20 protein-coding genes are annotated in these 24,412 nt (G+C 47.8%); 8 read left to right on the top strand and 12 right to left on the bottom strand.

Annotated features, from left to right (window positions below):
- Nucleotides 1-14: 14 nt before the first annotated feature.
- Nucleotides 15-2,795: a molybdopterin-dependent oxidoreductase gene (locus tag P8J86_07005; protein ID MDG2054437.1), complete on the top strand. Its 2,781-nt coding sequence runs from the start codon at nt 15-17 to the stop codon at nt 2,793-2,795.
- Nucleotides 2,796-2,803: 8 nt separating this feature from the next.
- On the opposite strand, the gene P8J86_07010 is transcribed toward P8J86_07005, so the two are convergent.
- Nucleotides 2,804-3,253, bottom strand: coding sequence for a tetratricopeptide repeat protein (locus P8J86_07010; protein MDG2054438.1), 450 nt, complete (start codon nt 3,251-3,253; stop codon nt 2,804-2,806).
- A gap of 9 nt (nt 3,254-3,262) precedes the next feature.
- Nucleotides 3,263-4,231 (bottom strand): SPFH domain-containing protein, encoded by a 969-nt coding sequence (locus P8J86_07015; protein MDG2054439.1) that lies wholly within the window; start codon nt 4,229-4,231, stop codon nt 3,263-3,265.
- Between the two features lie 300 nt (nt 4,232-4,531).
- On the opposite strand from P8J86_07015, the gene P8J86_07020 reads away from it, so the two are divergent.
- The 4 genes from P8J86_07020 to msrB all read left to right on the top strand — a co-directional run bounded on the left by P8J86_07020 (nt 4,532) and on the right by msrB (nt 10,286).
- Complete coding sequence (locus P8J86_07020) at nt 4,532-6,424, top strand: KUP/HAK/KT family potassium transporter (GenBank protein ID MDG2054440.1); 1,893 nt, start codon at nt 4,532-4,534, stop codon at nt 6,422-6,424.
- A 191-nt stretch (nt 6,425-6,615) separates the two neighbouring features.
- Entirely contained in the window at nt 6,616-7,809 is a 1,194-nt protein-coding gene (locus P8J86_07025; protein ID MDG2054441.1) for a hypothetical protein, read from the top strand.
- 733 nt (nt 7,810-8,542) lie between these two features.
- The gene (locus P8J86_07030) at nt 8,543-9,754 is read left to right on the top strand and encodes a lytic polysaccharide monooxygenase (GenBank protein MDG2054442.1); all 1,212 of its coding nucleotides are present in this window, start codon (nt 8,543-8,545) and stop codon (nt 9,752-9,754) included.
- A 118-nt stretch (nt 9,755-9,872) separates the two neighbouring features.
- Entirely contained in the window at nt 9,873-10,286 is a 414-nt protein-coding gene (gene msrB / locus P8J86_07035; protein MDG2054443.1) for a peptide-methionine (R)-S-oxide reductase MsrB, read from the top strand.
- Nucleotides 10,287-10,412: 126 nt separating this feature from the next.
- Here msrB and P8J86_07040 read toward each other — a convergent pair whose 3' ends face one another.
- Nucleotides 10,413-11,018 carry an Hsp20/alpha crystallin family protein gene (locus P8J86_07040; protein ID MDG2054444.1) on the bottom strand — a complete coding sequence of 202 codons (606 nt, stop codon included), beginning with the start codon at nt 11,016-11,018 and terminating at the stop codon, nt 10,413-10,415.
- Between the two features lie 73 nt (nt 11,019-11,091).
- Complete coding sequence (locus P8J86_07045) at nt 11,092-11,550, bottom strand: Hsp20/alpha crystallin family protein (GenBank protein MDG2054445.1); 459 nt, start codon at nt 11,548-11,550, stop codon at nt 11,092-11,094.
- Between the two features lie 377 nt (nt 11,551-11,927).
- Here P8J86_07045 and P8J86_07050 point away from each other — a divergent pair, with 377 nt between their 5' ends.
- Nucleotides 11,928-12,791 (top strand): ABC transporter permease, encoded by an 864-nt coding sequence (locus P8J86_07050; GenBank protein ID MDG2054446.1) that lies wholly within the window; start codon nt 11,928-11,930, stop codon nt 12,789-12,791.
- A 30-nt stretch (nt 12,792-12,821) separates the two neighbouring features.
- Nucleotides 12,822-14,075 (top strand): ABC transporter ATP-binding protein, encoded by a 1,254-nt coding sequence (locus P8J86_07055; protein MDG2054447.1) that lies wholly within the window; start codon nt 12,822-12,824, stop codon nt 14,073-14,075.
- A 269-nt stretch (nt 14,076-14,344) separates the two neighbouring features.
- Here P8J86_07055 and P8J86_07060 read toward each other — a convergent pair whose 3' ends face one another.
- From P8J86_07060 to P8J86_07090, 7 genes are all read right to left on the bottom strand, one after another.
- Nucleotides 14,345-14,839 carry an Hsp20/alpha crystallin family protein gene (locus P8J86_07060; protein MDG2054448.1) on the bottom strand — a complete coding sequence of 165 codons (495 nt, stop codon included), beginning with the start codon at nt 14,837-14,839 and terminating at the stop codon, nt 14,345-14,347.
- A gap of 49 nt (nt 14,840-14,888) precedes the next feature.
- On the bottom strand, nt 14,889-15,356 hold the full coding sequence (locus tag P8J86_07065) for an Hsp20/alpha crystallin family protein (GenBank protein ID MDG2054449.1): 468 nt from the start codon (nt 15,354-15,356) through the stop codon (nt 14,889-14,891).
- 301 nt (nt 15,357-15,657) lie between these two features.
- The gene (locus P8J86_07070; GenBank protein ID MDG2054450.1) at nt 15,658-18,627 is read right to left on the bottom strand and encodes a serine protease; all 2,970 of its coding nucleotides are present in this window, start codon (nt 18,625-18,627) and stop codon (nt 15,658-15,660) included.
- 36 nt (nt 18,628-18,663) lie between these two features.
- Nucleotides 18,664-19,083: a DUF1425 domain-containing protein gene (locus P8J86_07075; protein ID MDG2054451.1), complete on the bottom strand. Its 420-nt coding sequence runs from the start codon at nt 19,081-19,083 to the stop codon at nt 18,664-18,666.
- A gap of 62 nt (nt 19,084-19,145) precedes the next feature.
- Nucleotides 19,146-20,903 (bottom strand): hypothetical protein, encoded by a 1,758-nt coding sequence (locus P8J86_07080; GenBank protein ID MDG2054452.1) that lies wholly within the window; start codon nt 20,901-20,903, stop codon nt 19,146-19,148.
- A gap of 41 nt (nt 20,904-20,944) precedes the next feature.
- On the bottom strand, nt 20,945-21,517 hold the full coding sequence (locus tag P8J86_07085) for a hypothetical protein (protein MDG2054453.1): 573 nt from the start codon (nt 21,515-21,517) through the stop codon (nt 20,945-20,947).
- Between the two features lie 18 nt (nt 21,518-21,535).
- Nucleotides 21,536-22,150 (bottom strand): hypothetical protein, encoded by a 615-nt coding sequence (locus tag P8J86_07090; protein ID MDG2054454.1) that lies wholly within the window; start codon nt 22,148-22,150, stop codon nt 21,536-21,538.
- Nucleotides 22,151-22,389: 239 nt separating this feature from the next.
- On the opposite strand from P8J86_07090, the gene P8J86_07095 reads away from it, so the two are divergent.
- The gene (locus P8J86_07095) at nt 22,390-23,784 is read left to right on the top strand and encodes a hypothetical protein (protein MDG2054455.1); all 1,395 of its coding nucleotides are present in this window, start codon (nt 22,390-22,392) and stop codon (nt 23,782-23,784) included.
- 130 nt (nt 23,785-23,914) lie between these two features.
- Here the strand turns inward: P8J86_07095 and P8J86_07100 are convergent, their stop codons facing one another.
- Nucleotides 23,915-24,358, bottom strand: coding sequence for an Hsp20/alpha crystallin family protein (locus P8J86_07100; GenBank protein ID MDG2054456.1), 444 nt, complete (start codon nt 24,356-24,358; stop codon nt 23,915-23,917).
- Nucleotides 24,359-24,412 lie beyond the last annotated feature (54 nt).

The raw sequence follows: 24,412 nt of genomic DNA on the forward strand, positions 1-24,412 counted from the left end.
TTTCTGCATTTCTTATGACACAAAAGCCTTCAAAGACAATCACTGTCACGCCGCTGGAGAACTTTCCGCCTCCTAAACAGTGGGATAATTGGGTCGAACACGATCCAGTAGCTTGGCCTAAAAAAGTCGAACGTCGATATATGTTGGTGCCAACAACCTGCTTCAATTGCGAGGCAGCATGCGGTCTGGTTGCCTACATCGATAAGAATACAAAGCAGATCAAGAAGCTTGAAGGCAATCCGCATCATCCTGGATCGCGTGGGCGAAACTGCGCCAAGGGGCCAGCAACACTTAATCAGATTGAGAACCCTGATCGAATTCTCTATCCACTCAAACGAGTTGGGCCGCGCGGCTCTGGGCAATTCGAGCGTACCAGCTGGGACGAAGCTCTTGATTCAATGGCAGCGAAGATTCGTGCTGCATTGCTCGAAGATCGTCGTAACGAAATTATGTATCACGTGGGGCGACCTGGGGCAGATGGATATATGGATCGTGTACTCAAGTCTTGGGGTATTGATGGACATAATTCGCACACCAATGTCTGCTCATCGTCGGCGCGCGTCGGTTATGCGCTCTGGTCTGGTGCTGATCGGCCGTCGCCTGACCATGCCAATGCGAAGTTCATTCTCTTGTTATCAGCACATTTGGAAACAGGGCACTACTTCAATCCGCATGCGCAACGGATTATTGAGGGCATGCGTGATGGGGCGAAGCTCTGTGTCGTTGACGTAAGGCTGTCAAACACGGCATCCAAAGCCGACCACTGGCTGGCGCCATGGCCAGGCACAGAGACCACACTTTTGTTAGCCATGGTCACTGTTCTTCTACAAGAGGAGCTCTACGATCGATCATTTGTAGAGAATTGGGTGAATTGGCGAGAGACACTTGAGGCGCTATCGCCGGATGGTGAGGTGTGCTTCGATCGATTTATTGAGGTGCTAAAAGCGTACTATCAAAAGTACACACCAGAACATGCAGCGGAGGAATGTGGTGTTGACGCTGAAGTTGTTCGATCTGTTGCACGAGAAATAGGTGCTGCAGGTAGCGCCTTTGCCAGTCATGTCTGGCGGAATGCGGCATCAGGAAATCTTGGTGGATGGCAAGTCTCGCGTTGCCTTCAATTCATAGCCGTTCTGGTGGGAGCGGTGGGTGCTGAGGGTGGTAGTCATCTGAATTCTGATAATAAATTTGTGCCAGCGCCTTTCCTTACCCCGCCTCCACAGAAAATCTGGAACGAACTTCTCTATCCACTTGAATTCCCGCTTGCTTATCACGAGTTGAGCTACTTATTGCCGCACTTCCTAGAAGAAGGACGCGGCAAGATTGCGGCCTATTTCACTCGCGTCTATAACCCAGTGTGGACAAATCCGGATGGCTTGATGTGGGAGCGCATGCTTAAGGATGAATCAAAAGTTGAATTACATGCCGCGTTGACGCCTGTTTGGAGTGAAACCGCGCAGTATGCAGATTATGTCTTACCAATGGGACTTGGAGCCGAGAGACATGATCTTATGAGCCAAGAGACACATGCTGCGAAATGGATTAGTTTTCGGCAGCCTGTTCAACGCGTCTTTGGGGAGCGCATGGGTGAACGTTATGACACGACCTATGAAGCAAATCCTGGCGAGGTATGGGAAGAAGATGAATTTTGGATCGAGCTCTCTTGGCGTATTGATCCTGATGGAACGCTTGGTATTCGTAAGTATTACGAGTCGCCGACTCAACCCGGGCAGAAGATTACACTCGACGAGTACTACGGTTGGATTTTTGAAAATTCGGTACCCGGCTTGCCAGAGGCCGCCAAAGAACATGGCATGACGCCGCTTGAGTACATGCGTCACCATGGTGCATTTTTGGTTGAAGATCATGTCTATCGCACACATATGACGGAACTTTCTGAGGCTGAAAAGGAAGGCACAGCTTTAGCGGTAGATGGAACGGTCGAGCGTGAAGGTCAGCCGGTCGGTATTCATGTAGATGGAGCGCCGCGTCGTGGTTTTAAAACACCAAGCAAGCGTTTAGAGCTGTATAGCGATACGCTGGTGCAGTGGGGTTGGCCTGAGCACTCAATGCCCGGTGTCATAGAAAGTCATATTCATCACAGGCATCTCAATAAAGATGCGGGTGAGTTTGCACTTATCTCAACATTCCGATTGCCGACGCTCATCCACACTCGTTCAGATAATGCAAAGTGGCTGTACGAGCTCTCTAACGCAAATCCAGTTTGGATTCATCCTACCGATGCCGAACGTCTTGGAATTGAGCTTGGGGCATTGGTACGCGTATCTTCTCAAATCGGACATTACGTCAATCGAGCTTGGGTGACAGAAGCAATGAGACCAGGCGTTATTGCTTGTTCTCATCACTTGGGCCGATGGAGACTATTTGATTCTGCCACTACCGATCGTTGGAACAGTGCGCCGGTAATGCGGGAAGATATGGCCTCAGGTGCGGTTCGGTTCCGTCGTCTTGAGGCAATTGGCCCTTATAAAAGTGCTGATTCAGACACCAGAAAAATTTGGTGGACTGATGGTGGTGTACACCAAAACATGATCTTCCCAGTCCAACCTGATCCTATTTCTGGCATGCACTGCTGGCATCAACGCGTCACGCTCGCTATTGCCGAACCCGATGATTGTTATGGGGATGTTGTTGTTGATCTGAATCGATCGATGGAGATCTACCGAAAGTGGATGGCGCACACGAGGCCAGCGCCGGGGCCTGGTGGGTTGCGTAGGCCTCTGTGGTTTGCAAGAGCCGTCAAGCCTGCAGCAGAGACATATGAATGTCCTTGATCGCTTGACTAGAACTGAACCGCAGCGAGTTCTCGAAACGATATTTGATGTCCCTGCTCATCGATCACAAATGATGAAGGGAGCGTTTCCATTGCTTCAAGATCTTTGCCAGCACCTGAGGTATTGCCTTGTCCTAATCGAGCGTGTACTCGGCCGAGATAAGCCTTTGCGATGATCAAACCACTCTCTTCGTGCGGAATTGTCTGATGTAGCTTCGATTTCGGATAACACTTGATGACTTTGGACAAGGCCCGTTCAGCGTCTTTATAGAGTCTCATTTTTAGATACGTCAAGCCAATATTGCACCAGGCTGCTCCAGCTAGTGATTCTTCAGAATCCGCCACTGTACGAAAAACTTTGATTGCATCTAAAAAGTACCGATCCCAAACCAATGCAATTCCAAACGCCATCTGATTGGTGGCCTCATCTCTTGAATGCGTTTTGCTTTTGAGGGCCATTGGGACTTCCTATTTAACTCGAAGTAGACCGTATTTATGATCATCAAAATCAGACTGGCTCAATAAGCCACGATCTCGCAAATGGGCGAGTCTCTCTAGGTACTGCACCGGATCTGAGATTGCCTGTTTCATTAAGGCACCATCAGGTAGTTCCCCCGGTGTTGTTGGCAGTAATCGAGTGACACTGCGAGGAATCACCATTTCAAGTCCGAGTGATGCGGGTATTCCATAGAGTCCTTGTTTGAATGATTCCTTTGCCGTACCCCGATCTTTTCCCACACTCGTTGAGGATTTTATGACTGAGGCTGGAATCCTTATTTTTTCAATACGCAAATCTCTTATCTTAAGTCCCATTGCAAGTGCACTAACACTTGCGTTAAAGAGAACAGAAGTAGTCAGCTCATCTTGATAGCTATCTAATAAATGAACTGGACGATTCAGTTGTTTGACCGCTTTCATAAACGCAGATCGAAGAAGCTGGTCCTGACAAAAACGGCCGAGATCTTGGCATGAATACTGTCTTTGTTCAGCCATTACGTTTTGGCTAAATAAACAAATATCGTCAATGGCAACCATGAACCGAGCTTCGACATGAATTGGAATTTGGCCAAGTACAGGATCGGCAATATAAAGTGGAACTTTGTCTCGCCATTTCAAATCGTCTATGGGATCGGTTGTAACAAATGTAAGCGATGCATTGATTGGGCCTTGCCGAGCAGCTGTCTGGGTGGCATACCATTCAAGTTGGCTCATCGAAACCGTATCGAGGCAGTAGCGTCCATATGAAAATATGATGAGTGGGAAATCAAGTATGGTTTGGCCATTCACGGGGCCCAATAGAACTTGCTGGCGCTTATTCACGCGCAGTTTTGTGCCCCATCTAATAGAATCCGTGGTGGAGGATGGCAGCCGCCTTGCAACGCATTCACCATCGGTGTCAGCGGTTAGGGTAATCGGATTGGAGCCACTTGATCTCATAAACGACGGTCATTTAAGGTGTTGTGGGGCCATGGAACAAGCTGTACTTTATCACACTTCACATAAACCTCATTATTGATGAGAGGCAGACTTTTCGAGACCAGCTAAGGTACACGCGTGGACCACTCATCAGATGACAATTTGAAGGACGTCGGCAAGGTTAAAGGAGGCTCTACGCAGGGTTCTTCGAATCCTTCAAAGGGCAAAAAAACAGCGATACCGGGCTCAGGTCATGCGGAGCGGGTGCCACCATCCCTTATCGCTGAGGAAGCTGATAGGGACAAACTGAAGAAGCCTGTCATGTTGCTGGGGCTAGGGGCATTGGGCATTGTCTTCGGTGATATTGGTACCAGCCCACTGTATGCACTTCATGCCTGTTTCCATTCCAGTATTGGAGTGAGACCCACGGAAGAGAATATCTTCGGGGTACTCTCAATGGTCTTTTGGGCATTGGCTCTTGTCGTTGCGTTTAAATACCTCGTCCTGATTATGCGCGCAGATCATCGTGGTGAAGGAGGTATCTTTGCCCTGCTTGCAAAGGTGCGATCGAATCCTAGTTATCGCGGTAATTCAAAGAAGGCCTTAGTGGTGACGGTGATGGCAATCTGTGGTGCTGCGCTTATGTATGGAGACGGTGTTATTACGCCTTCGATCTCTGTGCTTTCAGCAGTAGAAGGTCTTGAAGTTGCATCTTCTGATTTAAAGTCTTTCGTTATTCCTATTGCCTTGATTATTCTGATCATGCTTTTTGTGGGTCAGAGATTTGGAGTGGAAAGACTAAGCTTTATCTTTGGCCCAATCATGCTGGTCTGGTTTGTGTCAATTGCATTTTTTGGTTTGATGAGCATTATCAAATTCCCCATGATTCTTGAGGCAGCAAACCCCTGGCATGCCGTTTCATTCTGGGTGAATTTCCCTTGGCGGGCTTTCATTATTCTCGGTGCCGTTGTACTAGCTATCACAGGTGGCGAAGCGCTCTTTGCCGACATGGGGCAGTTCACTAGGAAGTCAATCTCACTGGCGTGGTATGTTGTGGTCTGGCCGTCGCTGATCATCAACTACTTTGGGCAAGGCGCACATCTATTGGGCCATGAATCTGCTGCGGTGAATCCATTTTTTGCGATCGTGCCCCCATACCTGGTGTATTCGATGGTTGTCGTCGCAACACTGGCTGCAATCATTGCTTCACAGGCGCTTATTAGTGGCGCATTTACGCTGACAAGGCAAGCGATGCAGCTCGGGTTTTTACCAGCATGCCGTATTGTGCATACATCAAAGAAGAGTGAGAATCAGGTCTTTATCCCTGGCGTGAATCGTGCCTTGTTGTTGTTGTGCGTTTGTACAATCATTGGTTTCCAAACGGCAAATAATCTTTCTGCTGCCTATGGTGTCGCTGTGACTGCTCTGATGGTGACGACGTCATTGATATTTTGTGTTGTGTTATACAAAGTATGGGGTTGGAGCCTCTGGATTGTTGTGCCAGTCATGACGGTGTTCTTAATCGTCGATACTGCTTTCTTTGCCTCAAACTTGTTCAAGGTTCCCAGTGGTGGTTGGTTCCCTCTCGTCTTGGCGGCAATTCTCATCTTGCAAATGACAATTTGGCGTCGTGGACGAATTCTCGTTGAGGAAAGTGAAAACAAAAATCATATTCTGCTCAAAGATTTTATAGCGAAGGTACAAGAAGAAAAACCACACCGCATGCCAGGTGCGGGCGTTTATCTTATGGCTCAGCGCTCATCGTTTGATATCGACGACGAAGAAATTGATGAGACGGGTGTGACACCGCCAACGCTTGCAGCGCTCTACAGTCGTCTGTCGGTGCTTCATGAGCAAGTTGTGGTGCTGTTTGTTGAGCCGCGCCCAGTGCCCATGGTTGCGAAGAAGAGCCGAATTCATGTCAAGCAAATGAGCGATGGTTTTTGGGTGGTCAAAGGCCGATATGGTTTTGGTGAGACCCACAATGTTCCAAGGCTCCTCAAGATTGCTCGCCCTAGGGGTTTGGCAGTTGATTTAAACACAGCGACTTATTTCACGCTCCGTAATACCATTGTGCCGGTAAAAGGTGGTGCGATGAGCTACTGGCGAGCATCTATATTTGCCATGATGTCTCGAAACGCGGTTAGTCGAGCATCCTATTTTGAGCTGCCTGCCGATCGAATATTTGAAGTTGGAATGCTCTCAGAGCTCTAAATCAGGTTATTGAGATGAGTATTGCGGTTTTGCAAGAACTCTGCCTCTGATCATTGGCATTCACGCGTTCTTAGAAGAGCACACAAACGATTTAGACCATGACGATGCCGATTGGCGAAAACATGGCTGTGCTCTTTTGGGTCTTTGAAGAACGCGAGTAAATGTAAAAACAAATACGAATAGGTGCAAAAATGAAATGTGTCACGAACTTATTAGCCGTTGTTTCTGGATCTTTTCTAATGACGTCTGGTATCGCTTGGGCAGACTTTCCAGCCTTTGAAGATCGTGTCTTAGGTGAGGGATTTGTGGTGGGGGATACCTTTGTAACCGAGGGTGTGACATGTAAGGTGAGTGAGTTCTATCTCCCTTTCGGTCCGCCTGTCATGGATGGAGCTGCTTCCATTGGAAATATGCTTAAGGCTGCCGGTGCCGGTTATGAGATTCATACAAACAATATCAATATTACTTACGATTTTGCAGGTTCAATCGGATCTCAAACAGATCTCACCTTTAATTTCGGGGAGTATGGCGGAGGTATTAATGTAGCGGTTAATGGTGATCTCAGATTGGCATCCAACTACGCTGATCTAGATGGAATGATTATTGGTGGCGTGGTTTTTGATGTGCTCTATGGTGGACTCGGTGGCGATGCTGGTTCAGTACGTCTTATTGGCTTAACTGACTCACTTGTCATTGGAGGACAGGAAAACTGGAATGACCAGCCTACATGTCAGCCTACGTTTGATGATCGCCCACTTGGTGAGAGCATGCATGCCGGCGACGTTTTTGTTACTGATGGTATTGATGTCTTTATGAAAAACTTCATTCACCTAGACGGCACATCGGCAAGTGGTGGCCATAGTCAGATTATGAATCTGGGGCAGGCATGTGGCACGGATCTCGAACTCTGGACGAATGTCATAAATGCAAATTTTGACTTTCTAAATTCAGTTGGAACTGTTGAAGATTTGCGTTTTCGTTACGGACAGTATGGAGGAAGCATCAACGTTGAGATAAATGGAGCCTTCGCAAATGTGCCTGACTTCTCGTACTTGGATGGTGTTGTGCTTGGCGGCGTTCAAATTGAAGTGCTCTCCGGAGGTGCTATTGGTTGTGGGCAGATTCAACTTCATGGACCAGTTGACTATCTTCTGGTTGGTGGAGAAGAATTTGTGGTTGACTGCTTCGAATATGAAGCCGTTTTAGTTGAGCCAGTTACTGGAGATGCGAATGGTGACGGTTGTGTCGATCTCTCAGACTTTTCAGCGCTGCTGATAGAATGGGGTTCAGCCTGTCGTGGATGCAGCACCGATTTTGATAGAGACGGGCAAGTCGGTTTAGGAGACTTATCTCTATTGCTCATCCATTATGGTGACGGTTGTTAATTTGTATTGATTGATGAACGCTGTGATAAATATGCAACAAGGCTGCACTCTTTGGAGTGCAGCCTTGTTCAAAGATAACGTTCAAAGATGACCTGTGAGGCCTTATTGCCTTCTCTGGGCCAAAGGCTATTCACTATCAGAACTTTCACCACCGATCCCTTCGCTACCGAGATCTGTATTGTCTGATTCAGTCGACTGTGGTGCCTCAACAGTGCTGGCAGGCGCTGTCGTAGGTAATTTCTTGACTTCTGAGGTCTCAGAAGTCTTTGCGCTGCAGCCAACTAGGCTCCATACCAGACAGCAAGAGAGGGCCATGTAAAACTTCACGATCGGATTCCTTGTACTAGCACATTAATGTGCGATTTGTTGGTTCGTACTGTTTTGCAGATTCGATGATTAAATACGTTAAAAGCAGTTTCCAATGTTAGCTTACCTAACGGTATGCAAGCTTTGTGTATGAGACGAATGAGAGATTATCTAAAAATGGTCAAGGATCAAAGAAGTGCTTTTGTGAGTGATTAGGAGGGTTTTAGAGAAATTAATAGGGATCGGGGCGAACCGCCTGGGCTCAATTGCGTTAATCCAAGCGGTGGGTGGAAGTATCGATTTGGGCAGAGCTGCAGTATCGATCAGATATTCTGCTTCAAAGCTGGATCAACCGCATCACGCCACCGTGGTCGTGATCGTTGGATTCTCGCTCGTCTTTGCCCCCAAGGACGGAAGGAACGTGATCGTGAGAAGATTATTATTTGGGCTTTCAGCAACCAGTATTTTAGTGCCCGCAGTCGTTGCGATGGGGCATGGATCGATGTCTCAGCCGATTAGTCGTGTTTATAGCATCTATCAAGAAGGACCTAAGAGTCCAAGCTCAGATGCAGCTCGATGGGCGACCAATAATTGTGATACACAGGCTTTTTATGACTGGCATGAGCTCTCTCGCAACATCGCTGACTATGAAAATCCAGATAGCTACAAAGATGCCATTGCTGATGGTGAGATTGTTGGCGCTGGTCGTGAAAAGTATTCATGTCTCAATGAACCACGTGATGACTGGCCCGCCACCAATGTGGCTTCAGGTGACTACTTACTGACATTTTTTGCCCATGTGCCCCACGATCCGAGTTATTTCCGGGTCTGGGTGACGAAAGATGGCTACGACCCATTGCAGCCATTGACATGGGACGGTGCAAATGGTCTTGAGGAGCTTGCGGTTGGTGATGTCTACCGGAATCTTCCGGATTACCATTTTCAAGTCAATCTACCCGAGCGGACTGGTCGCCATATCATCTATGTTGCTTGGCAACGCATCGATCCAGTTGGTGAATGCTTCTTCGCAGCTTGTGATGTCATATTTGACGAATCAGTCATAAATCCAACAATTGATGACCTTGATATAGATTCCGGAATCGTCGAAGCCTTGGACATTGATTTCAAACTTGACTCTGCTTGGTCAGGGACCTTCAACGGTAGCGTCGTGATCACAAATCCAAATGCGAATGCAGAAGTTCATGGGTGGGAACTCTCATGGCAAGGTGATCCAAATTTAGAGACCGTTTGGAATGGTGTGTTAGAAAAAGATGGTGACACATCAACCGTTGCATGGGAAGCTTGGAATCAAGACATCAGTCCTGGTGAAAGTGTGACGTTTGGCTTTAGTGGCACCGGTGATTGGCCTCCAGCACCAGAGCATGTCATGCTGAACAACCAATCGGCGAATGTGTTTATCGACGGAGTTCTTTATTCTGAGGCAGATGACGGACATGAACATCCTGATTGTGTCGGTGACTTTAACGGGGACATGATGGTCAATGTGGATGACTTCTCTGTGTTTCTACAGAATTTCGGATCTACGAATACAGAGACTGATCTTAATTTAGATGGCACCACGGATATACAGGACTTCAGCCTCTTTCTCGTTGAGTTTGGGAACCACTGCATGCACTGAGAATAGGCATCAAAAGAGACTCGCATCAGCCGGGTCTGATCCGATACCATCATTGCTATAGTGACGGTAAGGATTGGACCCGGTTTTTTGCTGGCTGATTTAAAGGAGGAGTTGTGGCATGAGTCAGAAAGATCAACAGGCAGGAGATGCCTGGAACGAGAAACTTACGCCAGAGCAATATCGAGTTGCACGTAATGGTGGAACCGAGAGGGCATTTACAGGTGCGTACTGGGATACGAAGAAGCCAGGGACCTACAAGTGTGTTTGCTGTAATTGTGAGCTCTTTCACTCTGCGGAAAAATATGACTCTGGTACTGGTTGGCCCAGCTTTTCGGATGTTATGAATAGTGATGCCATTGAGCAACGCGAGGATCTCTCTCATGGACAATTACGAGTAGAGGTGCTTTGCCGTGGTTGTGGGGCGCACCTAGGCCATGTATTTGAGGATGGTCCAACATCTACAGGGAAGCGCTATTGTATTAATTCGGCATCGCTAGATCTTCACGAACACGATGAAGACACTTCGTCATAGAGATCGTTCCAAAATAACAGGCTCGCTTCTCTGAACGAGAAGCGAGCCATTTGTGAGTCTTTATGACTCATGTCCTAGGTATTTCAGGACCCTGCGCCGATCCCTGATCTATTCCTAGGCTTTTCCTTACGCAACGGTGACGCTCGTCGCTTTTGTTGTCGAGCAGTCTTGCTTAGGCAGATTGATCATCAACAGGCCATTGCGAAAGTCTGCCTTGATGTCACTTGTTGCGATCTTGTGGCTAAAGTTTAACTCTCGGTAGTAGTCTGCAACGCGGTACTCTGTAAGTATTTGGCGGGCAGATTCTGGGTATTCCAGTGTGTTTACTGTTCCTTTGAGTATGAGTTGGCCGTTCTCGTAGACTAACTCGATCGAGGTTGCTGAGCATCCAGGTAGTTCGACAGTCACCTGATAATGGGCCTCGGTTTCGAAGACATTGACTGGAGCCTGAAATCTCATTGGCGATTTTTCGGGAGCTGTCACACGGTTGCTGAGTGTATTTGAGACACTACTCAGGCCTGCGCTCAGTGGTAGATGGCTCCAGCGTTGTGTGGCGTTCATCATTTGGGGACGGACTCTGCTTCGGTTTTGATTTGCATCCCAATGAGTTGTTACAGGCGTGTTCCAGTTATTGCGAGTACGGGCTGATCTATTCCAGTCAACATATGGGGTATTCCAACCTAGCCAAGTGCTTAATGGATTACGTACGGTGTTAAAATTTTGGATGGTCATTGTTCTAGTCCTTTGTTTATCCGGCAACTAGGATCTTCTGCCGTTGGTGATTCAAGTCAGACGTGTCGTTTGATTAAGCAGTGGAAACAACGTCGACATTAATAGTGTCAGGCACATTTCGTTTATAAGCGGTTATGTAAAGGATGCCATTTAGTAATATTGCTCGCATATTGTCTGGATCAACAAGATGGTTTAAATGAATGCATCGTTGGTACCGGTTGGGTAAGAGCTCTGACTGCAGACAAATTGCATCTGGGGCATCGACCTGCATGCGTGTTGCTCTTACATAGAGGTCTGTTCCAATGAGTGTGACTTCTACATTGTCAGCACAGGCGCCTGGCATCCTGACTTCACATTGAAACATTTCTTCGTTTTCATGTAAGCGTACAGGTGGATGTATGATTGAGTCAGTAGATGTGGAGCTCATGTTTGAGTGTCCTGTTTCTTGTCCTGCATCAAGCCAGGGGAGGCGTTCAAGCATTGCGGCAGTTGACGAACCTTGGCGAGCTTTTTCTTCTTTAGTCCATTCCATTGGTCTACTCCTTATAGCTGTGGGCCCCACTGGAATTCTGGGGCCGTTCTGCCATAGGCAGTCGCAACGGGTGTGCCTGGCAATAGAGGCCTCAAAAACGGTTTTATTGATGATTGCTCTGCCACTCATGCAGGGCCTATGGCAGGGGTGGTGTCAAATTGGCTGTCGACGGGCCTCTGGTGGCGGGGAGGCTCTATAAGCTCACGCTGAGTGCCCTGTATGGGACGAATAATGAGGGTTGCTCAAGGTCGGTGGATGGATCGCCGACATACCATTCAGTTGGGCAGAAGTGGCCTTCAGCTCATTTTGAGCCCGATTTATGGTTCATGAGGGATCTAAAGGAGGACATCCCAGAGGGATGTGAACATGGAATAGGTATGAGACAGCATTCTCAGGGCGAAGATGCGAGCCCAGCCATACCACTGCAAGAAATAGTGATCAAGCCCCAGAAAGGCTGGATCGGTATCAACTGGGGTGAGATGTTTCGGCAGCATGAGCTGCTTTTTTTCCTGGTAGGAAGAGATATCAAAGTTCGGTACAAGCAGACCATTTTTGGTGTGCTTTGGGCTGTCATCCAGCCACTCCTGACAATGTTGATCTTCACGGTCATCTTTAACAAGGTCGCTGGAATCAATTCAGATAGTGAGATTCCTTATCCGGTTTTCGTCTACGCAGGCTTGTTGCCGTGGCAATTTTTTAGTGCTGCTCTTACTTCAGGTTCGACAAGTTTGATTGGCCAGCAGAATCTACTGACAAAAGTCTATCTTCCACGTATGTTTCTGCCTGCGGCATCACTTGGTAGTGCCTTTGTCGATTTCTGTATCGCATTCATTATTCTTATAATTCTGATGCTCATATATGACGTGCATCCAAGTTGGTCTACTTTTGCTATTCCACTTTTGGTTCTACTGGTAATTTTGACATCTCTCGGTATCACACTGATATTCTCAGCTTTATGTGTTAGTTACCGTGATGTGCGTTACGTTGTGCCATTTGCCGTCCAGATTCTTATGTATCTCAGTCCAGTGATTTATCCAGTCAGTATTGTTCCTAAGCAGTATCAGTGGATTCTGGCATTGAATCCTATGACAGGTATCATTGATGGATTCAGGAGTAGTCTTCTGGGGGCACCCTGGAATTTTATGGCCATAGGTGTTTCGACTCTTATCGCGATTTTGCTCTTGTTATTTGGATTGTTCTTCTTCCGGCGAACAGAAAGACGATTCGCAGACATTGCTTGATTCCTGCCGCAAGGACTTGGTTGCCAGAAAATGAACAATCAGATCATCAACGTTGAAAACCTCGGCAAGATGTACCGTATTGGCGGTGAATCTGGACACCCTAGGCAGTTTCGAGAACTCATCGTCGGCATGCTGAGCGCACCTTTGCGTCGTTTACGCCGACTCAGTGAGCATGGTGGCGACCAGAGAGAGTTCTGGGCGCTTCGGAACGTGAGTTTTAAGGTCAATCAGGGCGAAGTCGTGGGCGTTGTTGGTAGCAATGGTGCTGGCAAATCCACGCTCTTAAAACTGCTCAGTCGTATCACCATGCCAACAGAAGGCGAGATTACTTATCGGGGCCGTGTTGCTTCTCTACTCGAGGTGGGCACGGGATTTCATCCTGAGCTTACGGGGCGAGAAAATATTTTCCTAAACGGCTCAATTCTTGGAATGCGCCGCGCAGAGATCAAAGATAGATTTGATGAGATTGTTAGTTTTTCAGGTGTTGAGCAATTTCTAGATACACCTGTGAAACGCTACTCATCAGGAATGTATGTGAGGTTAGCTTTCTCAGTCGCTGCCCATCTGGAGCCGGAAATTCTACTTATTGATGAGGTGCTCGCGGTTGGCGACATTGCTTTTCAGCAGCGTTGTTTGAAAAAGATGAACCAAGTATCAACAGAGGATGGGCGTACAGTCTTTTTTGTTAGTCATAATCTTGCAGCAGTTAAACAATTGTGTAGCCGCGCGATCCTACTAGAGGGTGGGAAGGTGACAATGGATGGCTCTACGCAGGATGTACTGAAAAAGTACCTGACAAGCTTAGCGGAGGGCTCCAACTCCGCATTCACCGATAATCCTAATCGTTCTGGTGCAGGTGATATTCGACTTGTTGGCGGGCGGTTACTGAATAGTGATGGAGAATCAAAGAGTCAGTTCTTAGGTGGCGATAAATTGACTATTGAATGCGATTTTCAAAATGATAATCTGCATGGTGATATGCATGTCAGTATGGAGATTTCTGACCAAACTGGTGGTGTTATCACTGAAGTATCGACGGTCTACACAGGTACGCCACTTATCAATCTAAGCAAGTCAGGCTCATTTCGTTGCATAATAGCCAAGCTTCCATTGGTTCCAGGTCAATATAGAGTCGCTATTAATGTCTGGGGTAATCAGAGGTGTCAGGACCTGGTGCCTAATGCATTCCTCTTTGATGTCATTGGTTCTCATTTTTATTCATCTTCTCGCTCACCAGATGCGGGTGTTTGCATGGTAGATCATGAGTGGATTGCGTCTAAATAAAGCGGCAGTCGTGCAGCATAAACTGAAGGAACAAGCCGCTCATTTTTATGACAGAGAACATAAATGTTGAAGATACAAAACGCACAAAGGCCTGGGTCGGACGATACCCAGGCCTTTGTATTTTTGAGTCCCCAGAAGAGTCTTGGGGACAGATGGAGGAACGCATAAGGAGAGAGAGGCTTGCGTTTTGTATTCCGTCCAGGTGAGGAAGCAGAGAAGTAAGAAGAGCTAACTCCACCAGGCCCACTTAAGGGCCTAGCAGTTTGAGGTCAAGCAACCTCTACCGTAACGTTCTTGCGGCTGAACGTTTTAAGTTTTGGTAGATGTATTGTCATGATGCCTTGGCTTGTATGAGCTTCGATTTGTTCAATCTCAATTTCCCCGCCAAGCCTAATTCGGCGACAGAATTCACCATCTTCAAACTCCTGTACTCGTGATTTCATTCCCGCGACTTTGCTTGCTGAAGAATGTTTGATTTGTCCGTGTACATGGAGCGTGTCGCCTTCGACAGTCACTTGAATGTCTTCGTCGTGAGCACCAGCAACGTCTACGAGGACGATAAAGGATGTTGCTTCTTCAAAAACATCGACTGGTGTGGCTAAGTTTATGTGCCGCTTCTGATGACGAGGATGTAGTGAGTCGGAGAGCTTATGGCAAGCATCCTTGATAACTGCAAATGTTCCATGTCGCGTGCTTTTGTGCTCGCCGCTATTGTTTTGGACGCCCTTGCATAATTCACTTTGTTTTCGCATTTCAGTAGTCATGGCGCACCTCCTTAGGCAATTTGTAGATGGTGTGCTCTTTTGTATTTGTTTAGTTAGAGCAGACTTCAATCATGTTGGAACGAGCGTTCATTTTTGGAAGCGTAATATCTAATCGCCCATTGCTCATTCGAGCAGTAACACGTTTTCGGCTGATGCAATCAGGGATTAGGATGGCACGTTCAAATGAGATATTTGCTCGTGTGTATTTTGGAGTACGAGTTTCTTCTGTATTGTCACAAGTGATCTCAATATCTAGGTTTCCTGTGATAATCAGTTCACTTTGGGTCACTTCTACACTGAGGTTTGGGTTGGCGGTGTTAGGTAGAAGAGCTTCTACATAGTAGTTTTGGGCGTCCTCGGAAACTTCAAGCACTGGAGGAGCAGCGAGTTCGCTTAGGCACCTGTCGTCTGAGGTAACGACCCGATAGCCTGGAGCCATTGCTTTGATCATTTCATCAAGATTGTGTTGGATGGTTCGGCAGCAGTTTGTTTGTTCTGTAGTCATTGTGTTTTTCATGGCAGTCGTCCTTACTTATGTTTTTCTAAAATGCCGTCTTTAGCGTTCCTGCCAGGCACTCGGTGCTTGGCTCTAGATATCCCATCCGCAAGCGGTGTGCCGTTGTGTCTGCATGATTGAGATGAAGCCAAATCGCCAGCAAAAGCCCCTAAAACGAGCTGTGTACTTGGTGGATCTGCCACTGTGGTGGTTTGGGGGATGCGGAGCCTGCCATTGTGGCTCCTGCAGCGGACGATTGGTCTAAACGCCATTTAGGCGTCTCTAAGAGCCATATATTGTGAAGTGGGGGCTCGGAAGCTGTTTAGGGCTCGGTTGTGGCGGTCGGGATTTGCCCGAGATCGCTCAGGATGGCATCCATGCTGATTGCTCCATTGATGCTCTCAAGCTGATTGGATGGGTCATCTGGATCGAAAGCACGGACTGACATGACACCAATGACTTCACCGGCTTGATTCACCATTGGGCCACCACTATTGCCGGGATACACAGTGGCATTGCATTGGATCAAACGCCCAAATGGTCCATGGGTGTCATGGATGGCACTGATGTTTCCACTGGTCACATTGAGCACCCGATGGTGCCTGGACATTTCGGAAGATGGGGCAGTGGAATCTGTCAGATCTACAGCTGCAGCCCAATACCCAGCGGCGGATGGGAATCCATACACGAATATTGGCTCACCAGGATTAACTTGGGTTGAGGTAGATAGTGGTTCGATGCCATCAAGTCCAACATCTAGAATTGCATAGTCAAGATCTTCGCTGATATGGGTGACTGTAGCTTGGGCGCTGATTCCACCGTCAAACAGGACGTCGTAGCGATAGTCGGTTGATCCATCGTTCGTGACCACGTGGCGGCTGGTGATCATTTGGCCGTTATCAAGAACCATAAACGCTGTGCCGAGACTCAAAATATCATCGGTGGCAATAACTGACGGTGAATCTGCAGGGCGTACGACGACCATCCCAACTGCATTTTGCATACGGCCATAATCCGGGACCGCCAGAAAATTAGACTGTGGCGTTGCAAAATCCGGAATTGTTGTGTTGTTGTTATTGACAATAAGTCCGTTTGAAGAATCTGCTTCTCGGATGGAAAAGACAAGCCTGCCGGGAGCCGCCGCCAGAACATTGATCTCATCGCCGGTTTCATTTTCTAGTGCACGGAGGATGGCATCTCTGACAGTCGCAAGGCTTCCAGTACAAGAGAGTGTAAGTTCTAAGCGATCTCCAGCATCAAAGGTATCTTCTCGAAAAACCTGAACAGAATCAGGTTCTACGCCTGGGCATAATGCAATTGCTTGTGTCAGTGCTTGAGCAGCTCCAGCGATGGACTGACCCAAAATTTGCACTCGCAAATAGTCTCCATCTGGAATCTGGTCAACTAAGAGGGTGAGTAGTTCCCGGTCTGAACTGACGACAATAGTGGGCTGATCTGTAAAACGGCTCACGGCAGCGAGCATCTTATCTCGGACTTGGATCAGATCTGATTCGTACGCAAGCTCAATAACCAAGACTGGTTGGCCCTCAGTCATACGCTCTTCGAGCATCCGCACAGACGCTGGTTGCACGCCTTGGATATGTGTGACATCGTCACGCAAAGTCCCAAGTGGTTTTGAGCCAAGAGGGCCTTGCAGAAGCACAACTAATCTTTCTAAAGCAGGCGCAGAGCTGATGCCCAGTACCATTCCTTCGGGGTTGACGGAGTAAACCACAATTGGTTCATTTGTTTCGTCCTGTACAAGTTGATTGATCGATTCGCGCAGATCAATTAACGTGCCAAAATATTGAAAGGTGATCGTGCGAGATGGAGGCATTCCGCTCGTTACGACTTCGTCTGTGAGTTTTACAGAAGCCTTCTCGATGCCATTCAGTTGGCTAATCTTATTGACAAGTCTAGCCAGCCCCCCCTCTGCCAAGGCGCCATGAATTGTTAGAGAAAAAGGCTCGAGTAGTGGTGCTTTCAAAAACCGAACATGTAACCGACTGTTCGTTGCTGATATCACAGTGACGCTGTCTTCAGTCAGTCGATTAAGAATCTCAACAATTTCATTCCTTAGTGTTAAAAGACTTCCACGGAATACAAAATTCATGATGTACTGAGACTGATCTTGATTTTGAGACTCTTGGGCGAGGTCAATTGAGTTGGCATCGGTTCCGGAAATCTGTCTCAATTGGTCTTTTAAATCTTGTAGTTGTTCAACGCTGAGTGATCCATCAATAACGAGTTCTATAGGTTCTGGTGATGAAGGAGGCTTGAGCGTAAGTTCAAGCCGACCATTGTGGGCAGCTCGAATCTCGGATGTCCCAAAGCCTAGTATGGCAAGTTGTGCATCAAGATCTTGATGAAGTTGTGTGACATCACCGGTGAAATCAAAGGCCATAGACACCTTCGATACATCTTCGCTGATCGGAGTGACACCTAAATTAATTGAGTGAGGCGCGACGCCAGGCACTTGGCTCAGTGCATCGCGTAGTTTTGCTGGTTGAACTTGATTTGAAGGGAGTTCTAGAACTAAACGACAGCCACGACCACTATTCGTATCAATCGCAGAGAAGTCTCGCATGATGCGATGAGCCAGTGCATTGGCATGCACGGTTGTCCAGGGAGCATTCCTTGAATTTGCACGTACTTCCCAAGCGTGTGAGCCGATGACGCGATTTCGTAAAAGATCGACCATGGTATAAGTTGCTTGAACAGGCGCGCCACGTCTTTGTGGTGTATCAAGCAAGCGAATCAAGACGACAATCTCTGCCTCTTCAGCAACCCCAATCGCTTTGGCAGCGATGATGGGGCTATCGAGTGGCAGCGATTCCAGTACTTTGAGTTCAGAGCGATCTTGCGGTGAAATAGAAATCAATGTTGACTGGCCGTGTTCACGAAAACGACCCCACCACGCTGTCCACTGGGCTTGATCAACTCTGACTTCGCCAGGCAAAATGGGTGGTGTACCGTGTAGCGTGTACATGGCTGGACCAGTTGGAATCAAATCAACGTGGCCTTGGCTTAAGAGACTTCCTTTCAGGCGGCTATCAAGATCTGCTGCTTGATCAAGTCTGTATTGATTGACCTGTGCGTCACCTGGAGGGCCAGCGACAATTGTCTGAATAAGGAATCGTGGGTGTCCCATTGCTCGGTAAGCCGCGACAAAGGTTTCATCCTTTTCATTGATGTTGGGATCCAAGAGGGGGGGTTCTGGAAGTCGCTGCCCGAGGGCTGATCCTGCCACTAAGAGTAAGCAGCAACTCGCCAAAATATTTTGCACATACATAATTGGGCTCCCTCTTAATGCTCGCGCTGATCGTCGCTATCTCGCAGGTCGGACTTCAAGACTCCAATCCTTGGCATCATTTCCGAGCGAAGTGCCTTCCATGAACATTCGCGTCAGTGCGGGTAGCTCCATGTACCTCCAGTCCCTATTGGGATTCAGTATCCGTCCTGCCGAATCAAAGAATAAAAAACGATACTGAACACTTAAATCACCTTGGTCTACCAGTACACGTATTGGCACAGCAACGGTCATCGGTGGACCTTCATCAATGTTTGCTGGGCCAAAGCCAACAAAGTCATCAAGTTTCTCTGCAACAGTGATCTGTGGGTAGTTTCGTGCAGGGAATGGATCAGTTTGTCCCGCCGGTGGGGGCATTGGTGTTGGTTGGCATCCAACAAGGCAAGCCGCTGCAATCAGTAAGAGGTACCCGGTCTGTCTTAGAGTCTTAGGGTTCATATTTGATTTGCCTTCCTCTGAGATAATGAGCGGGTGTCATTGCGCACCTACCCAAAGACTGTTTAGCCAGTCTTTTCTTCTTGGTTAGACGCCTCACGGGCGTCTTCTTTGCGGATTTGTTTGCGAAGTTCTCGCACTATTTCACTTTTGGCCTGATAAGGGGGATGCTCTTGGGCAAATATCCGAGAATAAGCAGCGGAACTCATCTCTGGTGGCACCAGAGAGCGGCCTCCTTCAAGGATATGGCGTTGGTACTCAATACCACCGCCCGCTTGCTGGAACTGAATGCGCTCCGACGTATCGAGGGCAATGCCTTCAGCGCGATAAAGCTCTTCTAGATCACCAAGCGTTAGATCAGTCAGATTGCCTGCAGCTTGGTACTCCATTAAGACCTCATTGGTCGGGCGACGAACATCCTTGCCGCCCAGGATAAAGGGAAGATCGCTGCCAGTGATTGGATCACTATATGTATCGTTCGTATAGATGAGTTGATCAGCAGTCGCCCATTCGGGTGCGACATTCTGAGAATTGAGTCGCACATAGTGCATCGTGGCGCGTTCATGTGGTGCAGGGGGGTTGATACCAAAAAGATGAAGTTTAGAGCCAGATTGCCCCGCGACTTTGAGTGATACCAACGTATCAGGATGGGTGATTTTAATTGGTGCTAAATATACGCGTTGTGGCATGATCTCACAATATCTTGTGTCAGCATGAGCTCCAGCCTTACTGACCGCGCCGGCGAGTAACAAACCGAGTCCAACATACTTTGAAGTGTCATCATCCTGAGCAAGTAGGACGCCGCCGGCAACCATCATGCCTGTGCCAACCACAGACTTCGCCACCCGAACATCTTCGAGGTTGTTCCACATATGATCTGCCGACATCTCATCTAGATTGCAGACAATTGGATAGTTTGAGTTTACGTCATCAAACTTAACTTGTAGTGGTGCCTTGTAGCCAAATTTATTCCAGGGCCTGAAGCTCGCAATTGCGTTGTCTGGTCCAGAGGCTACTTTCTGAGGGCCGAGGCCATAGTCAACAACAAGTAGTGTGTTCCATTGATCTGATTCCAATTTGCTGACCAGTTTTTTGAGTTTGGGTTTGATCTTGAGCGCTTGGCGGAATTGATCACGCGCTTCATCTTTGCGGCCGAGAACCCAGCTCGCCGCACCACTGAGCAGGTGTCCATAGACAAAGTTTGTTTTTGCTACCACGTAACCACTGTCGAGGTAGTCCTTTCCTCGGCTCCGGCCACGGCGATTTGACTCGACAGCAATATCCTCGCCACTCTTGCGGCCGCCATACTCACTTTGACCAAAATCCTTCAACATGAATAGTGATTGATTTGCCGCAGCTCTTGTATTGTCCCACTCGCCCTTTTGACCTTTTTGTACGGCTACGTAGGCATAGCTCATGGCTTGTTCAAATGGCTCACCCTTCCAGAATTTGAGGTCTTCGTTGAGGACAACAGAGCTAATGGTTTTATCTCTATTGATACCTTGTGTTCGCAGAATTTCATAGACCTCATTCGCAGTGTCTTCAGAGTCTTCACCTTTTCCGTCAGCGAGATCAATCATGACCTCACGCATGCGAGTTAGCATGTAATTTCGATCGTCTTTTTTGTCTCGACTCTTTCCATACTCTGCATCAATAGCCTCTCGGGCATCAGAATAATTGCCAGCCTTGACACTGCTCATGAGTGAATGATTAGGTTTGCTTACACAGCCAACGGGCACTGTAGCGCATAAAAAAATGACGGCAATGGTTCTAAGAACATGCCGCTGGCTCAAAAACAACATTTCATTAGTCTTGGTGCTCACGGTCACCTCCATTCATGAGCAGCAAATATAGTCAGAGCGAGTTAGTCCCAACTCAGGCCAAAAGCTTCTCTCTTAAACTCAAATTTATCAATCCAATCAAGCTCTCCTGACGCACGATCAACAATCGAATATTCGCAGTAGTAGGCATCGGTTCGCTCATTTGCGGTTGTTCGTACGACCGAAGTGTAAGTTGCGGTAAGAATATGGGTTGGGGCTCTATCGCTGGCATCGTCTAATCGCACATTATCACGGCGGCGACCCTCGCGAACTTTATCAGCGGCCCGAACAAAACGAATATTCTTTGACCTTGCGAGTTCACGAACGGGCAGTGAATCTACCACGCGCTCAACCAGGTACCACTGTTCACTTGTAGGGATCAGATCAGAGGATAGGTTTTGCACTGATTGGAGCGTGATAATCATATCTGGAGACTGAGGATTACGTTCACTTAGAAAATCACTTGAGCCCAGGCTCTTGGCCATCTCAATCGTAATCGTTTGTAGATCATCAGTGGTGAGACGGGAAGTCGATGCTTTGGGGGCGCAGCCAATGGAATATGAAAGCGGCAATATGAATGCAACAAGATGGCATATCAAACGGTTGTTGGATGTCATAGAAGATCTCTAAGCTAATTAGCGGTCATATTTGACTTCATAGTCTTCTGAAAAGACGACTTCTGCATCACGAGCGTTATCAATCGTATACTTCATGTAGTAAAGTTCTGTTGAACCTCTATAGATTCCATACATGTCGCCATTAAGGTAGTACACATATTCTGCTTCTGGGCGAACGACCTTATTGGGATCGCCACCTTCCTGAAGAGGATCGCCGTCACCAGTGAGCTCTTCTCGATTGAGCGACTCGATACGGGCTCTCTTTCGAACGAACTTGACGTTGTCTCGGAATGAGCGGTTCTTGGAAAGCATGGAGAGAATACGGTCTCGAACGTATTCGAAGTCCACAGTGCTCACGCGGCCAGCCGTCTTATTGACAATATCACCGTAGATAAGTGTGACCCGGTATCCACCCCAATCTTCTTCAGCGAGGCGGTTGATGTCTCTTACAAGTGAGGTCGCAACTTCGTCACTGGCAGAGGCCAAGTCTGCAGTGAGAGGCCCACCAGCTTTAACTTCTGCAGAGGTTGTCTGGGAGATCGGAATCCGTCCACTGGCCTGGCCCTTAGGGGCACAGGAAATGGTTAGAGAAATGGCTATTGTGGCAATTGAGAGGTGGAAAATGGGATGCATGAAGTCACTCCTGGGTGTTTGGAATGTCGGACACACAGGTCTGGTAGACTTGCGTCCATACTTAAAAAAAGTAACTTGGGGCTCTCAATAGAGCCATTTTTTGAGACGGTCCGGATCAGATTGGTCAGTATACCAGCCAGTCTGATTGACCACGGGGTAAGGGGGTAGAAGCAATCTCAGACACCTCTGAAAGTGCCTCTATAGCGCAGCCTTAGTTTTGGATATTTGGAGTTATTAAGATGTCAAATCAAGTTAGTCATGTTGATCATAACACTGAGCATTTCGACTGGAGTCCTCAGGTTGGCGCTGAAGCAATTGTTTCACGTCTTCTGGACTTGTTTATGCAAAAATCTAAGTCAAGTGAGGATTTTGCTAAACGCATGCGGCGTGAGTCTGGAACACGATTCCGTGATTGGGTCGACTTTATTGAAGTTTCTCAAGATTCAGATCTGGCCAGTGAGTTAGAAGCGAATGGTTTTACGTGCATTCCATCTCGCGAGAGTGAGCAGGTCTGGGTGCATGAAGAAGGATTGTTTCCTGAGATCGTGCTATCTGGTCGCACCAATATGCGGGTGGGTATAAAAGTCGATTCAGTGGCGAATTTTCTTTGTACATGGCGAATGAAGACAGATCACGTTATTGATGGTGAGCCCTTTTCATTGATTCGGCGTTCAATGATCTTTTCTGATCCTGGGGCCGAACTCTGGGTTATTGAGCGATATGGATCGCGGTCATTTGATATACCTGAGTATGATCCAGTAAAGGCCATCAAAGGTGTTTCGCATCTGGAATCAATGCGCCGACGTCCTCGTGATTTTCAAGAGGATGGTCATGCATGGGCCATCTTGAATGCGATGGTTGACGCCGCAATTGCTGATATTGGCGTCCATCAAACATGTGCCTATTTCTTCTTGGCTGAGCGGGAATATTGGGAGTCTCGAAACAATGCGGCTCAATTTCAAAAGAAGAGGCAAGACTTATTAGGATTGGGTTGGGCCAACCATGATCACCACACCTTCCGATCGTCTCGAGTTGGTTTTCCTAAGCTCGTTGCGCTATTAGAAAAACTTGGATTTAAGTGTCGAGAGCGTTTCTATGCAGGTGAGCAGGCTGGCTGGGGTGCTCAAGTTCTCGAGCAAAAAGAATGTCATTTCACCGTTTTTGCAGATGTTGATATGTCTCCGGAGGAGGTTGCGGGAGATTTCGCTCATCAGGAATTCAAGCCACGTGACTACTTGGGGACAGTTGGTTTATGGGTTGGGCTACATGGGGAGTCAATTCTCCAGGCCGGTATGCACCATCTAGAGTGTCAGTTCGACTTTGAAGCACTACGTGATCAGATGGAAGCAGCTGGATTTGCTTGTATGGATCCATTTACCGACTGGGACTATCTCAAGCAGCAGTTTACGGTTGGAGAGCGCTGGGAGGTCTGTGAAAGTCGAGTCAATCGACTGGTGGAGAATGACATGATTACTGGTCCGCAAGCAACGCAGTTTCTGAGTCAGGGAGCGATCGGATCGCATCTTGAGAATCTGGAACGGCATGGTGGTTACAAGGGATTCAACCAATCAGGTGTCAGCGATATTATTTCTAGAACGGATCCGCGTGCCCAATCTGGCTTGCGTGGCGGCTAGAGAAAGATTGTTTCAGCCTTGTTAAAAAAAAGGGGCCTCGCACCGTTTGGTACGAGGTCCCTTGTGATCTTCATCAATCCTTGAGCCTGCAGTGTGTCGGCGTTTGGTCCACCGACGCCCCTGACTCGAGTCAGGCGACTTGAACATTCACCGCTTCGCTCTGATGCGAACCTACTTGCTGCTTGAGTAGTCGAATGGCGAGGATTCCGTCACAGAATTGAGCTGTGATTCCACTTGTCTGAAGGTCTCCGCCAAGGCGGATTTTCCGACTGAAGTGTCCGACACCATATTCCTGAACAAGCACTGGGGTATTTTCAACATATAAGTTTCGAGGTTCGACCGGTGCGCTAATGTATAGATGTCCTTCTTCAATTGTGACATCGATGCCCTCATGGGCGGCGCCCGGAAGATCGACGATTACGAAGAACTCACTGGGTGTCTCGAAGAGATCTATCGGAGCTTCGAAGACCAGTGGTGATTTACCGGTGGTCATCAGGCTCAATCCGTCGTCATTCATTTGCTGACCGACGTTGGCAGTGCTTCCGCTGTTCGAGATTTTCACATTGATGTTCATCTCATTGTCTCCTGAGCTGTAGCTTCATGCTGTGGGAGTGGAGTGTTCAAAAAA

The sequence above is a fragment of the Phycisphaerales bacterium genome (assembly GCA_029268515.1).
Classification (GTDB): Bacteria; Planctomycetota; Phycisphaerae; order Phycisphaerales; family SM1A02; genus JAQWNP01.

What these genes read in the sequence shown, in the direction of transcription:
- P8J86_07005 (MDG2054437.1), top strand. Translation starts at nt 15, where the DNA reads ATGACACAAAAGCCTTCAAAGACAATCACTGTCACGCCGCTGGAGAAC.
- P8J86_07010 (MDG2054438.1), bottom strand. Translation starts at nt 3,253, where the DNA reads ATGGCCCTCAAAAGCAAAACGCATTCAAGAGATGAGGCCACCAATCAG.
- P8J86_07015 (MDG2054439.1), bottom strand. Translation starts at nt 4,231, where the DNA reads ATGAGATCAAGTGGCTCCAATCCGATTACCCTAACCGCTGACACCGAT.
- P8J86_07020 (MDG2054440.1), top strand. Translation starts at nt 4,532, where the DNA reads ATGTTGCTGGGGCTAGGGGCATTGGGCATTGTCTTCGGTGATATTGGT.
- P8J86_07025 (MDG2054441.1), top strand. Translation starts at nt 6,616, where the DNA reads ATGAAATGTGTCACGAACTTATTAGCCGTTGTTTCTGGATCTTTTCTA.
- msrB (MDG2054443.1), top strand. Translation starts at nt 9,873, where the DNA reads ATGAGTCAGAAAGATCAACAGGCAGGAGATGCCTGGAACGAGAAACTT.
- P8J86_07040 (MDG2054444.1), bottom strand. Translation starts at nt 11,018, where the DNA reads ATGACCATCCAAAATTTTAACACCGTACGTAATCCATTAAGCACTTGG.
- P8J86_07045 (MDG2054445.1), bottom strand. Translation starts at nt 11,550, where the DNA reads ATGGAATGGACTAAAGAAGAAAAAGCTCGCCAAGGTTCGTCAACTGCC.
- P8J86_07050 (MDG2054446.1), top strand. Translation starts at nt 11,928, where the DNA reads ATGAGACAGCATTCTCAGGGCGAAGATGCGAGCCCAGCCATACCACTG.
- P8J86_07055 (MDG2054447.1), top strand. Translation starts at nt 12,822, where the DNA reads ATGAACAATCAGATCATCAACGTTGAAAACCTCGGCAAGATGTACCGT.
- P8J86_07060 (MDG2054448.1), bottom strand. Translation starts at nt 14,839, where the DNA reads ATGACTACTGAAATGCGAAAACAAAGTGAATTATGCAAGGGCGTCCAA.
- P8J86_07065 (MDG2054449.1), bottom strand. Translation starts at nt 15,356, where the DNA reads ATGAAAAACACAATGACTACAGAACAAACAAACTGCTGCCGAACCATC.
- P8J86_07070 (MDG2054450.1), bottom strand. Translation starts at nt 18,627, where the DNA reads ATGTATGTGCAAAATATTTTGGCGAGTTGCTGCTTACTCTTAGTGGCA.
- P8J86_07075 (MDG2054451.1), bottom strand. Translation starts at nt 19,083, where the DNA reads ATGAACCCTAAGACTCTAAGACAGACCGGGTACCTCTTACTGATTGCA.
- P8J86_07085 (MDG2054453.1), bottom strand. Translation starts at nt 21,517, where the DNA reads ATGACATCCAACAACCGTTTGATATGCCATCTTGTTGCATTCATATTG.
- P8J86_07090 (MDG2054454.1), bottom strand. Translation starts at nt 22,150, where the DNA reads ATGCATCCCATTTTCCACCTCTCAATTGCCACAATAGCCATTTCTCTA.
- P8J86_07095 (MDG2054455.1), top strand. Translation starts at nt 22,390, where the DNA reads ATGTCAAATCAAGTTAGTCATGTTGATCATAACACTGAGCATTTCGAC.
- P8J86_07100 (MDG2054456.1), bottom strand. Translation starts at nt 24,358, where the DNA reads ATGAACATCAATGTGAAAATCTCGAACAGCGGAAGCACTGCCAACGTC.